The following is a 13,388-nucleotide window of genomic DNA, read 5'->3' on the forward strand; positions in this document are numbered from 1 at the left end:
AGCTTCTGCCCTGCCCGGCTAACCGCCGGGCGATGGCAGTGGTCGTTTCAAACTTGAGCAGCTAGCTCAAGGCCCTGCACAAGCTTCTTGCGAACTGCACATGGGCAACCTGCCTGAAACGTCAGAGCTGGTCCTCCTTGTTGTATGACCAGACGTGCACGTCCGACTGACGGGCCCCACCGGGCTGGCGACGAGCACATTTTCCCGCGCACTTCCCCAAGCGGCACCCGCCCCATTCGGCGCGTGAGCGATTAGACTTGCCAGTTGCCAGATGACGAGACTGCCATGGCCGGGCTGATTCCCCAGAGTTTCATTGACGACCTGATCAACCGCCTCGACATCGTCGACGTGGTGAGTTCGCGCGTCCAGCTGAAAAAGACCGGCAAGAACTACTCCGCCTGCTGCCCGTTCCACAAGGAAAAGACCCCTTCCTTCACGGTCAGCCCCGACAAGCAGTTCTACTACTGCTTCGGCTGCGGTGCCGGTGGCAACGCCCTTGGCTTCGTCATGGACCACGACAACCTGGACTTCCCCCAGGCGGTCGAGGAACTGGCCCGCGCCGCCGGCATGGAAGTACCCCGCGAGCAAGGCCGCCGCGACCACAAACCGCGCCAGCCCACCGATTCGCCGCTGTACCCGCTGCTGGATGCTGCTTCGGAGTTCTACCGCCAGGCCCTGCGCAGCCACCCGACCCGCAAGGCGGCGGTGGATTATCTCAAGGGCCGCGGCCTGTCCGGGGAGATCGCCCGCGACTTCGGCCTGGGCTTCGCCCCGCCAGGCTGGGACAACCTGCTCAAGCACCTGGGTGCCGACAGCCTGCAGCAGAAGGTGATGATCGACGCCGGCCTGCTGATCGAGAACGCCGAAAGCGGCAAGCGCTACGACCGCTTCCGCGACCGGGTGATGTTCCCGATCCGCGATAGCCGCGGGCGTATCATCGCCTTTGGTGGCCGAGTGCTCGGCGACGACAAGCCCAAGTACCTGAACTCCCCGGAAACCCCGGTATTTCACAAGGGCCAGGAACTGTACGGCCTGTACGAGGCACGCAAGCACAACCGCAACCTCGACGAAATCATCGTCGTCGAAGGCTACATGGACGTCATCGCCCTGGCCCAGCAAGGCCTGCGCAATGCCGTGGCCACCCTTGGCACCGCCACCAGCGAAGAGCACCTCAAGCGCCTGTTCCGTGTGGTACCCAGCGTGCTGTTCTGCTTCGACGGTGACCAGGCCGGGCGCAAGGCCGCCTGGCGCGCCCTGGAGTCGACCCTGCCGAACCTGCAGGACGGCCGTCGTGCACGCTTCCTGTTCCTGCCCGAAGGGGAAGACCCGGACAGCCTGGTGCGCGCCGAAGGCACCGATGCCTTCATGGCACGTATCAACCAGCACGCCCAGCCGCTGGCCGACTACTTCTTCGAGCAATTGGGCGTGGAAGCCGACCCGCGTTCGCTGGAAGGCAAGGCGCATATGGCGACCCTGGCAGCACCGCTGATCGAAAAGATCCCCGGCGCCAACCTGCGCCAGCTGATGCGCAACCGCCTGCGCGAAATCACTGGCCTCGACCCGCAGCAGGTCGAACAACTGGCGCAACACGCCCCAGCCCCCGGCAACGTGCCGGACTACGACCCTGGCTACGATTACGACGCCATGGCCAGCTATACCCCCGACTACGGCGACATGCCGCAGCACGACTACGCCCCTGCCCAGCAGGAACCGGCGTGGAAGCCGAACAAGGGCGCTGGCAAGAAGCAGTGGGGCGACAAGCCCTGGGACAAGAACCGCAAGGGTGGCAAACCCTGGCAACAACGTGACGAAGCGCCACCGCGCGTGCCAGCCCCGGTCGAGCCGCCAACCTTGGCCGCCCTGCGCACTCTGCTGCACCACCCACTGCTGGCCGGCAAGGTGGAAGATGCCAGCCATTTTGCCGACGAAGAACACCTGTACAGCCAGCTGCTGGTGGCCCTGATCGAAGCCGCGCAGAAAAATCCTGGGCTAAGCTCAATGCAGTTGATCGCACGTTGGCACGGCACCGAACAGGGCCGCCTGCTACGGGCGCTGGCGGAAAAGGAATGGCTGATCGTGGCCGACAACCTTGAACAACAGTTTTTCGACACTATAACTAGCTTGTCCGCCCGCCAACGCGAGCGCAGCCTGGAACAACTGCTCAGGAAATCACGTCAAAGCGAATTGACCAGCGAGGAGAAATCCCAGCTCCTCGCCCTGCTGAGCCGGAATGTTCCCGCACAAACGCCGACCTCATCTGGCGCGTGAGGCCCATGCTCGGGTATAATCCTCGGCTTGTTTTTTGCCCGCCAAGACCTTCAGTGGATAGGGTGTTATGTCCGGAAAAGCGCAACAGCAGTCTCGTATCAAAGAGTTGATCACCCGCGGTCGTGAGCAGGGCTACCTGACTTACGCGGAGGTCAACGACCACCTGCCTGAGGATATTTCAGATCCGGAACAGGTGGAAGACATCATCCGCATGATCAACGACATGGGGATCAACGTATTCGAGAGTGCTCCGGATGCGGATGCCCTTCTGTTGGCGGAAGCCGACACCGACGAAGCTGCGGCCGAAGAAGCCGCTGCTGCGTTGGCGGCAGTTGAAACCGATATCGGCCGCACGACCGACCCGGTGCGCATGTACATGCGCGAAATGGGTACCGTCGAGTTGCTGACCCGCGAAGGCGAAATCGAAATCGCCAAGCGTATCGAGGAAGGCATCCGTGAAGTCATGGGCGCCATCGCCCACTTCCCGGGCACTGTCGACTACATTCTCGGCGAATATGACCGGGTCACCAGTGAAGGTGGCCGTCTGTCCGACGTTCTCAGCGGTTACATCGACCCTGACGACAACATCGCCGCGCCGACCGAAGAAGTGCCGATCCCGGGCACCAAGGCCGCGACCGCGAAGGAAGAGTCCGACGACGACGAGGAAGAATCCGAAAGCGGTGACGACGAGGAAGAGGCCGAGAGCGGCCCGGACCCGGAAGTCGCCCGCCAGCGTTTCGGTGCCGTCTCCGACCAGCTGCAGGCCACCAACAAGGTCCTGAAGAAGAACGGTCGCGCCCACAAGGAAAGCATCGAGGCCCTGCAGGCCCTGGCCGACCTGTTCATGCCGATCAAGCTGGTACCCAAGCAGTTCGAGGTACTGGTAGAACGTGTGCGTGACGCCCTGAACCGTCTGCGCCAGCAAGAACGCGCCATCATGCAGCTGTGCGTGCGTGATGCGCGCATGCCGCGCGCCGACTTCCTGCGCATGTTCCCGGGCAACGAAACCGACCAGACCTGGAGCGGTGACCTGGCCAAGCGCAACACCAAGTGGGCTGCCGCCCTGGGTGAGAAGGACGCAGCCATTGTCGCTTGCCAGCAGAAGCTGATCGACCTTGAGAACGAAAGCGGCCTGACCGTTGCCGAGATCAAGGAAATCAACCGTCGCATGTCGATCGGTGAAGCCAAGGCCCGCCGCGCCAAGAAAGAAATGGTCGAGGCGAACCTGCGTCTAGTGATCTCCATCGCCAAGAAGTACACCAACCGTGGCCTGCAGTTCCTCGACCTGATCCAGGAAGGCAACATCGGCTTGATGAAAGCGGTGGACAAGTTCGAATACCGTCGCGGCTACAAGTTCTCGACCTACGCCACCTGGTGGATCCGTCAGGCGATTACCCGTTCGATCGCCGACCAGGCACGCACCATCCGTATTCCGGTGCACATGATCGAGACGATCAACAAGCTCAACCGTATTTCCCGTCAGATGCTGCAGGAAATGGGTCGCGAACCGACCCCGGAAGAACTTGGCGAGCGCATGGAAATGCCTGAGGACAAGATCCGCAAGGTACTGAAGATCGCCAAAGAGCCGATCTCCATGGAAACCCCGATCGGTGACGACGAAGATTCGCACCTGGGCGATTTCATCGAGGACTCGACCATGCAGTCCCCGATCGATGTGGCCACGGTCGAAAGCCTCAAGGAAGCCACCCGCGACGTGCTCTCCGGCCTCACCGCTCGTGAAGCCAAGGTGCTGCGCATGCGCTTCGGTATCGACATGAACACCGACCATACCCTTGAAGAGGTAGGCAAGCAGTTCGACGTGACCCGTGAACGGATCCGTCAGATCGAAGCGAAGGCGTTGCGCAAACTGCGCCACCCGACTCGCAGCGAGCACCTGCGCTCCTTCCTCGACGAGTGAAGACAAAACCCCGGCCCAGGCCGGGGTTTTTCTTTTCGGTTCCGCTCTCCGCCGCACACATCAGCAGCAATGCCCGTCTACACTCGACTTCAGTCCCCCTGAAAGCGAGGCCGCTATGTCCCTGTTGCCGGCCATCCTGTTGATGTTCCTGCTTTTGTGGAACACAACGGCCGGCGCCCTGACCCTGACAGATGAGGAAAAAGCCTGGTTGGCTGCCCATCCGCAGTTGAGCCTGGGTGTAGACGCCTCTTGGCCACCGTTCGAGTTTCGCGACCAGGAGGGCCGGTACCAGGGATTGGCCGCCGATTACATCGCTTCCATCCAGCAACGCCTGGAGGTGACGCTCAAACCGGTCGAACCCCGCAGTTGGACCGAAGTGCTGGCGCTGGCGCGCGAAAACCGCATCGACCTGCTGCCCGGCATCATGTCCACCCCCGAGCGTCAGGGCTACCTGGCCTTCACCCGCCCGTACCTCGATTTCCCCATCGTCATCCTCGCCCATAAAGGCGGTGCACAGCCACGCAACCTCGAAGAACTGTATGGCCTGAAGGTCGCGGTAGTGGAGAACTACGCCCCGCACGAATTGCTGCGTACGCACCACCCAGACCTCAATCTGGTGGCCCTGCCCAATGTCAGCTCCACACTGCAGGCCCTGGCCACCGATCAGGTAGACGCCGTGGTGGGTGACCTCGCGTCGAGTATCTGGAGCCTGCGCCAGCTGAAGCTCGATGGCCTGTATGTCAGCGGCGAAACCCCCTACCGCTACCAGCTAGCCATGGCCGTGCCGCGTGACAAGAAGGTGCTGGTCGGCATTCTCGACAAGGTGATCGCCGACATGAGCAGCGGCGAAGTCAGCCAGATCCAGCAACGCTGGGTGGGCAATGTTGTCGACCAACGGATGTTCTGGTCCGACTTGCTGGCGTATGGCCTGCCGGCGGTTCTGCTGCTGATGGTGGTGCTGGCGGTGGTCATCCGCATCAACCGCCGCCTCAGCTCGGAAATTTCCCGGCGCATCGCCCTTGAACAGGAGCTGCGCAGCAGCGAATACCGCTACCGCAGCCTGGTCGAGAGCCTGTCCGCCATTGCCTGGGAGGCCGACGCCAACGATTTCATCTACAGCTACGTCTCGCCGCATGCCGAAGACCTGCTGGGCTATCCGCTGAGCGAATGGCTGAAGCCCGGTTTCTGGCGCAGCATCCTGCACCCGGATGACGCCCTCTGGGCCCAGGCCTACTGCGACAGCGAAACGGCGGCCGGGCGTGACCACAGCCTGGACTATCGGGTGATCCGCGCCGATGGCCAGCCACTGTGGGTGCGCAACATCGTCAGCATGATCGAGCATGGCCACAAACCGGTGATGCGTGGGTTGATGATCGACATCAGCGAGACCAAGCGCACCGAGAACGCCCTGCGCCTGTCGGAACAAAAGTTCGCCTCGGTATTCCAGCAGTGCCCAGACATCCTGCTGATCGCCCGCCACAGCGACGGCTGCCTGCTGGAGGTGAACGAAGCCTTCGAAGAGCAGATCGGCCTGACCCCGGACCAGGTCATCGGTCGCACTGCCACCGACCTGAACCTGTGGGGCGTCGAAGGCACCGGCCCACGCCTGCTCGAACGTTTGCACCAAGGCGGTATCCGCAACCTGGAGATGAGCTTCCGGCGCAGCAACGGCCAACTGTTCACCGGCCTGACCTCGGCCGAAACCTTCGAGCTCGACGGCACCCCGGCGCTGGTGGTGGCGGTACGCGACATCAGCCAGCTCAAGGAAACCCAGGAGCAGCTGCGAACCTCGGAAGAGAAATTTGCCAAGGCCTTCCATGCCTCCCCCGACGGCCTGCTGCTGTCGCGCCAGACCGACGGTTTGCTGCTCGAAGTGAACGAAGGCTTCTGCCGCCTCACCGGCTATGACCTCAACCCGGCCCTCGACCAGACCTCGCTGGACCTGGGCATCTGGGTAGACCTCAACGAACGCAGGCGCCTGGTCGACCAACTCAACCGCGACGGTTTCGTGCGAGACTTCACCTGCCACATTCGCCGAAGCGATGGACAGATCCGCCTTTGTGAGCTGTCCGCGCGCCCCCTGCCGATTGCCGGCGTCGACTGCATGCTGACCATCGCCCGTGACATCACCGAGCGCCAACTGATGCAGGAAAAGCTGCAACTGGCTGCCACCGTGTTCGAGAACACCGCCGAAGGCGTCCTGATTACCGACATCGACCAGCGCATCAGTGCGGTCAACCGCGCCTTCACCGAGATCACCGGCTACAGCGAGATCGAGGCGCTCGGCCAGACCCCGCGCCTGCTCGCCTCCGGCCAGCACGACAGCGCCTTCTATGCAGCCATGTGGCACCAGCTGACCGACGAAGGCCACTGGCAAGGCGAGATCTATAACAAACGCAAGAACGGCGAGCTGTACCCCGGCTGGCTGACCATCAGCGCCGTGCGCAACAGCGAACGCGAGATCACCCACTTCGTCGCAGTGTTCGCCGACATCTCCAGCCTCAAGCACGCCCAGGCCAAGCTTGACTACCAGGCTCACCACGACCCGCTCACCGGGCTGCCAAACCGCACCCTGTTCGAAAGTCGCCTGCAGGCCGTGCTCATCAGCGAACAGGAATCCAACCGCCAGGGGGCGGTATTGTTCCTCGATCTCGACCGCTTCAAGCACATCAATGACAGCCTCGGCCACCCGGTCGGCGACCTGCTGCTCAAGGGCATCGCGCAACGCCTGAAGGAGCAGGTACGCGACGTCGACACCGTGGCCCGCCTGGGCGGTGACGAATTCATCATCTTGCTGCCTGGCCTGCACAAACCCAGTGACGCGAGCACTATCGCCAACAAGCTGCTGTCCTGCTTCAACGCGCCGTTCCAGGCCGGCGAACATGAGTTCTTCACCAGCGCCAGCATCGGCATCAGCCTTTATCCACAGGATGGTATCGACGTTTCCACCTTGATCCGCAACGCCGACGCGGCCATGTACCGCTCCAAGGCCAAAGGCCGCAACCGCGTCGAAGCCTATACCCTCGACCTCACTGCCCAAGCCAGCGAACGCATCGCCCTGGAGCACGAGCTGCGCCGCGCCGTCGAACGCAACGAAATGAGCCTGTACTTCCAGCCCAAACTCAGCCTCAGGACCCAGAGCCTGGTGGGTGCCGAAGCGCTGATCCGCTGGAGCCACCCGACCTTTGGCGAAGTGCCACCGGAACATTTCATCCACCTGGCGGAAGAGAACGGCACCATCCTCCAGCTTGGTGACTGGGTACTGGAGCAGGCCTGCCGCCAGATTCAGGCCTGGAAGCAGTACTACGAACCCTTCGGCCCACTCTCGATCAACCTCGCCGGCGCGCAGCTGCGCCAACCGCACCTGGCCCGGCGTATCGAACAGTTGCTCAAGCAATACCAGCTGCAGGCTGGCGACCTGCAGCTGGAAATCACTGAAAACTTCATCATGAGCCAGGCAGAAGAAGCCCTGGCCGTGCTGTATCAGTTGAAGAAACTGGGCGTGCAACTGGCCATCGACGACTTCGGCACCGGGTATTCCTCACTGAGCTACCTCAAACGCCTGCCGCTGGACATTCTGAAGATCGACAAGTCGTTCATCCGCGGCCTGCCCGACGATCCACACGACGCCGCCATTGCCCGCGCAATCATCGCCCTGGGCCGCAGCATGCAGCTGACCATCATTGCCGAAGGCGTGGAAAACCAGGCCCAGCAGCGTTTTCTGGCAGCAGAAGGGTGCGAGCAGATCCAGGGCTACATCGTCAGTCTGCCACTGCCGCCGGAAGAGTTTGCGGCAGGGTTCCTTCGCATAGCACTATCGGATCTTTCAGATGGCACAGGTGCGAAACCCTCGTTATAATCCGGCGACTTACTGAGGGCCTATAGCTCAGTCGGTTAGAGCAGAGGACTCATAATCCTTTGGTCCACGGTTCGAGTCCGTGTGGGCCCACCAGCTATGACGAAGCCGCGCTATTGCGCGGCTTTCGCGTTTCTGGCCCCTGCAAAAGCGCACCGTGACTTTGACGTCATCCACCACACACCATAACCAAACCACCTACCTTGAAAATAGACAGTGAGCCGAATAGCCGGCATTATCGGCTCATCATGTGAGCCGAATAGGCTCGTTAATCGGCTCATCGAACCTTATGAACGACCCGCTCTGTATCTGGCAGCAGCCTGATTGGCCACACTTCAGCTGGCAAGCCGAAGCGCTTGCACCGCTGCTGCGCGCTTGCGGTCAGGCCGAGGGACGTTTGTTGGGCATGCTCGGCGCGGTAGGGAAGGACACCGAAGTGCAGAGCAGCCTGGATGCCATGCTGCAGAACATCATCACCTCTTCAGCCATCGAGGGTGAACAGCTGAATCTCGGTTCGGTACGCTCATCACTGGCGCGGCGTTTGGGGCTGAATGAAGAAGGCCGCACCACCTCACGCTCCGAAAGCCTGGCGGAACTCCTGCTCGATGCCACCCGTGCCCACCAGCAACCGCTGGACGAACAGCGACTGTTCACCTGGCACCGTTGGTTATTCCCCAGCGATGAGCAATTGCTGGCGCGGCCGTTACACATCGGCGCACTGCGTGGCGATGAGCCGATGCAGGCCGTATCAGGCCGGATCGACCGCCCTACCGTACATTTCGAAGCTCCTCCTCGCGAAGGGCTGGAAGCGCAACTGGCAGAATTTCTCGCCTGGTTCGAGCGCAGCCGCAGCGAGGCTAGCCTCGACCCCTTTGTACGCGCCGGCATCGCTCATTTCTGGTTCGTTACCCTGCACCCCTTCGATGATGGCAACGGTCGCCTCACACGCGCCATCACCGACCTGGCATTGGCTGAAGGCGAGCAGCAGGCCGTCCGCTTTTACGCCATGTCCGCAAGCATCCTCGATGACCGCACCGGTTACTACCGCATCCTCGAGGCCAGCCAGAAAGGCTCCCTGGACATCACCGCCTGGCTGCAATGGTTCCTCGCGACGTTGCTCAAAAGCCTGGAACAGGCCCTTGCTCGCATCGATCGCGTGCTGGCCAAGGCACGCTTCTGGCAGGCGCATCGCAGCCAGACATTGTCGGTGGAGCAGGTCAAAGTGCTCAATCGCCTGCTGGACGGTGGAGAACGTGGTTTTGAAGATCGCATCAGCGCCGCTCAGTACCAAGCGGTAACCAAGGTATCCAAAGCCACCGCGACCCGTCATCTGAGCGACTTGCTGAAAAAGGGCTGTATCGAACGACTGCCCGGTGGCGGGCGCAGCACACGCTATCGAATTACACGTTGAGCAACTGAACCGCCAGCGGGTCACTGCCCTTGCCCTCATCGCCAAGGGCTGGCTAGGCTGGCAGGCCAACCGTAGAGACTTGCCATGTCGGATTCCCGTTCCATCACGCTGGATGAAATCGATCGCCAGCTGATCGCCCTGCTGCAGATCAACGCCCGCGAAAGTGTCGCTACCCTTGCCCGCCAGCTGGGTATCGCCCGCACTACCGTCAACTCGCGCCTGGAGCGGCTGGAGAAGAACAAGGTCATCTCCGGCTATGGCGTGCGTCTGGGCCAGCGGGTATTGGGCGGCGGGCTGCAAGCGTATGTGGGGATCAAGGTGCAGCCGCGCTCGGGCAAGGAGGTGGTGCGGCGCTTGAGTGCCATGGGGCAGGTGCAGCAGCTGTGCGCGGTGAGCGGCGAGTTCGACTATGTGGCCTGGCTGCGTACGGATTCGCCCGAGCAACTGGACCAGTTGCTCGACCAGATCGGCAGTGTCGACGGGGTGGAGAAGACCACCACGTCGATCATCCTCAGCAGCAAAGTGGACCGCGGACAGCCGCTCTGAGCTGGCTGGCACTCAGGCCTCCTGGGCGTCGAGCAGGCTCTCCAGGATTGCAGAGAGGCTTTCGGCGCAATGCTGCATCGACCAGACCATGTCACGGCTGCGCTCGGGCGCATGGTGCTGGGCATAGTCGGTGACGATCTGATCGAGGCCACGGGCCAGAAGACAGGCGTGAACCAGAGCGTCTGCGGCGTCGATGCCGGGGCGGATGGCGAACAGCGGCGGGTGGCTGGATTCGCAGTTGCAGAAGGTTTTTTCGGCGGTGGGTTTCAGTTTTTCGAGTTGTCCAGAATCAGATTTCTTCACGATGCAGTTTCCAAATTGAGTCTTGAGGAAACTGCCGGCCAACTCCTTCTCACGGGAATAGGCGGCAGCCATGCACGGGGTGAGAAACCGGCCAACTTGGAAATCCGGCCAGACCGAAGCCTGCCCGCGCACAGCTGCCATGACACAAGCCTTGGTGCGAAGTTGGAGGATGGGTTCTCACACCCGCTCGCCCGAACAGCAGCGACACAGTGAAGTTAACGATGAGGTGTTTCCCACGCAGCCAGACCGAGGCTATAGCGGGCGTAGGGTAATTCTTTAACGCACGGCTCGGGTGTAGGAATTGGCTGGTCATCCCTGATCAAAGCCCCACAGGGGGCGGTGTTTGTCTTGGGCATGCTTTCACCAGTTTCGTCTTAATAGATTGACTGACAGTCATTTCGACGAAGCAAGTGACATTTGGACAACACTATGTACCTTAATAACGAACACCCCACTCCCTAAAATGGCCCTAGGCATCTCCTATACTCAGGCTCCGCTACCCGCGCAGCCCCCTCTGGCAAGGTCACTCCATGAACAAGAAAAACCGCCACCCCGCCGACGGCAAGAAGCCCATCACCATTTTCGGCCCGGACTTCCCATTCGCCTTCGACGACTGGCTGGAACACCCCGCAGGCCTGGGCAGCATTCCGGCCGAGCGCCATGGTGAGGAAGTGGCTATCGTGGGCGCCGGCATCGCCGGGCTGGTGGCGGCCTACGAACTGATGAAACTTGGCCTCAAGCCGGTGGTGTACGAGGCCTCCAAGCTGGGTGGCCGGCTGCGTTCGCAAGCCTTCAACGGCACCGACGGGGTCATCGCCGAGCTGGGTGGCATGCGTTTCCCGGTGTCGTCCACCGCCTTCTACCACTATGTGGACAAACTGGGCCTGGAAACCAAGCCCTTCCCCAACCCACTGACCCCGGCCTCGGGCAGCACCGTGATCGACCTGGAAGGCCAGACCTACTACGCCGAAAAGCCCAGCGACCTGCCCAAGCTGTTCCAGGAGGTGGCCGACGCCTGGGCCGACGCGCTGGAAAGCGGCGCCCAGTTCGCCGATATCCAGCAGGCTATCCGCGACCGTGACGTACCGCGCTTGAAAGAGCTGTGGAACAAACTGGTACCGCTGTGGGACGACCGCACCTTCTACGACTTCGTGGCCACCTCGCGCTCGTTCGCCAAGCTGAGCTTCCAGCACCGTGAGGTGTTCGGCCAGGTCGGCTTCGGCACCGGCGGCTGGGATTCGGACTTCCCCAACTCGATGCTGGAAATCTTCCGCGTGGTAATGACCAATTGCGACGACCACCAGCACCTGGTGGTCGGCGGGGTGGAACAGGTGCCGCAAGGCATCTGGCGCCATGTGCCGGAGCGTTGCGTACACTGGCCCGAAGGCACCAGCCTGAGCGCGCTGCATGGCGGCGCGCCGCGCACCGGGGTCAAACGCATCGCCCGCGCTGCCGACGGCCGCCTGGCGGTCACCGACAACTGGGGCGACACCCGTCACTACAGCGCCGTGCTCGCTACCTGCCAGACCTGGTTGCTGACCACCCAGATCGACTGCGAGGAATCGCTGTTCTCGCAGAAGATGTGGATGGCCCTGGACCGCACCCGCTACATGCAATCGTCGAAGACCTTCGTCATGGTCGACCGGCCATTCTGGAAGGACAAGGACCCGCAAACCGGTCGCGACCTGATGAGCATGACCCTCACCGACCGCCTCACCCGCGGCACTTACCTGTTCGACAATGGCGACGACAAGCCGGGGGTGATCTGCCTGTCCTACGCCTGGATGAGCGACGCCCTGAAGATGCTGCCGCACCCGGTGGAAAAACGCGTGCAACTGGCCCTGGACGCACTGAAGAAAATCTACCCGAAGACCGACATCGCCGGGCACATCATCGGCGACCCGATCACCGTTTCCTGGGAAGCCGACCCATACTTCCTCGGCGCCTTCAAGGGCGCGCTGCCAGGCCACTACCGCTACAACCAGCGCATGTATGCCCACTTCATGCAGCAAGACATGCCTGCCGAGCAGCGTGGCATCTTCATCGCCGGTGACGACGTGTCCTGGACCCCCGCCTGGGTCGAAGGTGCGGTGCAGACTTCGCTGAATGCGGTGTGGGGTATCATGAACCACTTCGGTGGTCGCACCCACCCGGAAAACCCTGGCCCAGGTGACGTGTTCAACGAAATCGGCCCGATCGCCCTGGCGGACTGAGACAAGGAGGCAGCATGCGCATCGCTCTGTTCCAGGGCGCGCCCAAGCCACTGGACGTGCCCGGCAACCTGCAACGCTTGCGCCACCAGGCGCAACTGGCGGCCGAACGCGGCGCCCGGTTGCTGGTGTGCCCGGAGATGTTCCTGACCGGCTACAACATCGGCCAGGCCCAGGTCGAGCGCCTGGCCGAGGCCGACGACGGCCCGGCAGCCATGGAGGTGGTGGAGATCGCCCAGGCGCACCGCATCGCCATCGTCTATGGCTACCCGGAGCGCGGCGATGACGGGGCGATCTACAACAGCGTGCAGTTGATCGATGCACAGGGGCGGAGCCTGGGCAACTACCGCAAGACTCACCTGTTCGGTGAGCTGGACCGCTCGATGTTCAGCGCAGGTCCCGACCACTTTCCGGTGGTGGAGCTGGAGGGCTGGAAGGTCGGCCTGCTGATCTGTTACGACATCGAGTTCCCGGAGAATGCCCGCCGCCTGGCGCTGAACGGTGCCGAACTGATCCTGGTGCCGACGGCGAACATGGCACCGTACGACTTTGTCTGCCAGGTGACCGTAAGGGCGCGGGCACAGGAGAACCAGTGCTACCTGGTGTATGCCAACTACTGTGGTGCGGAAGGCGAGATCCACTATTGCGGGCAAAGCAGCATCATCGGCCCCGATGGCAGCCTGCTGGCGATGGCCGGGCACGACGAGTGCCAGCTGCTGGCGGAGCTTGAGCATGAACGGGTGGCGCAGGGACGGGCGGCATTTCCCTACCTGAGCGATCTGCGCCAGGAGCTGCACCTGCGCAAAGGCTGACAGCCCTTTCGCGAGTTTACCCGCGAAGAGGCCGGGCCTGCCGGCAAATGGGTTAGCATGGCAT

General features: G+C 62.2%; 8 protein-coding genes and 1 tRNA gene. 8 read left to right on the top strand and 1 reads right to left on the bottom strand.

What is annotated here, in order from left to right; all coding sequences use genetic code 11:
- The first annotated feature begins 285 nt into the window (after nt 1-285).
- From dnaG to HU760_RS23210, 6 genes are all read left to right on the top strand, one after another.
- Nucleotides 286-2,268 carry a DNA primase gene (gene dnaG / locus HU760_RS23185; RefSeq protein WP_186675026.1) on the top strand — a complete coding sequence of 661 codons (1,983 nt, stop codon included), beginning with the start codon at nt 286-288 and terminating at the stop codon, nt 2,266-2,268.
- 67 nt (nt 2,269-2,335) lie between these two features.
- Nucleotides 2,336-4,186, top strand: a complete 1,851-nt coding sequence (gene rpoD, locus HU760_RS23190) for an RNA polymerase sigma factor RpoD (RefSeq protein WP_186675025.1) — start codon at nt 2,336-2,338, stop codon at nt 4,184-4,186.
- A 115-nt stretch (nt 4,187-4,301) separates the two neighbouring features.
- Nucleotides 4,302-8,045, top strand: coding sequence for an EAL domain-containing protein (locus HU760_RS23195; RefSeq protein WP_186675024.1), 3,744 nt, complete (start codon nt 4,302-4,304; stop codon nt 8,043-8,045).
- A gap of 16 nt (nt 8,046-8,061) precedes the next feature.
- Nucleotides 8,062-8,138, top strand: a tRNA-Ile gene (locus HU760_RS23200).
- A gap of 193 nt (nt 8,139-8,331) precedes the next feature.
- Entirely contained in the window at nt 8,332-9,453 is a 1,122-nt protein-coding gene (locus HU760_RS23205; protein ID WP_186675023.1) for a Fic family protein, read from the top strand.
- An 84-nt stretch (nt 9,454-9,537) separates the two neighbouring features.
- Entirely contained in the window at nt 9,538-9,999 is a 462-nt protein-coding gene (locus HU760_RS23210; protein WP_112251518.1) for an Lrp/AsnC family transcriptional regulator, read from the top strand.
- Between the two features lie 12 nt (nt 10,000-10,011).
- On the opposite strand, the gene HU760_RS23215 is transcribed toward HU760_RS23210, so the two are convergent.
- On the bottom strand, nt 10,012-10,443 hold the full coding sequence (locus tag HU760_RS23215) for a hypothetical protein (protein ID WP_225932897.1): 432 nt from the start codon (nt 10,441-10,443) through the stop codon (nt 10,012-10,014).
- A gap of 389 nt (nt 10,444-10,832) precedes the next feature.
- On the opposite strand from HU760_RS23215, the gene HU760_RS23220 reads away from it, so the two are divergent.
- Both HU760_RS23220 and HU760_RS23225 read left to right on the top strand, forming a co-directional pair.
- Nucleotides 10,833-12,515 (top strand): flavin monoamine oxidase family protein, encoded by a 1,683-nt coding sequence (locus HU760_RS23220; protein WP_186675022.1) that lies wholly within the window; start codon nt 10,833-10,835, stop codon nt 12,513-12,515.
- A 14-nt stretch (nt 12,516-12,529) separates the two neighbouring features.
- Nucleotides 12,530-13,324: a carbon-nitrogen hydrolase family protein gene (locus HU760_RS23225; protein WP_186675021.1), complete on the top strand. Its 795-nt coding sequence runs from the start codon at nt 12,530-12,532 to the stop codon at nt 13,322-13,324.
- Nucleotides 13,325-13,388 lie beyond the last annotated feature (64 nt).

Origin of the sequence: Pseudomonas oryzicola (assembly GCF_014269185.2) — a bacterium.
Classification (GTDB): Bacteria; Pseudomonadota; Gammaproteobacteria; order Pseudomonadales; family Pseudomonadaceae; genus Aquipseudomonas; species Aquipseudomonas oryzicola.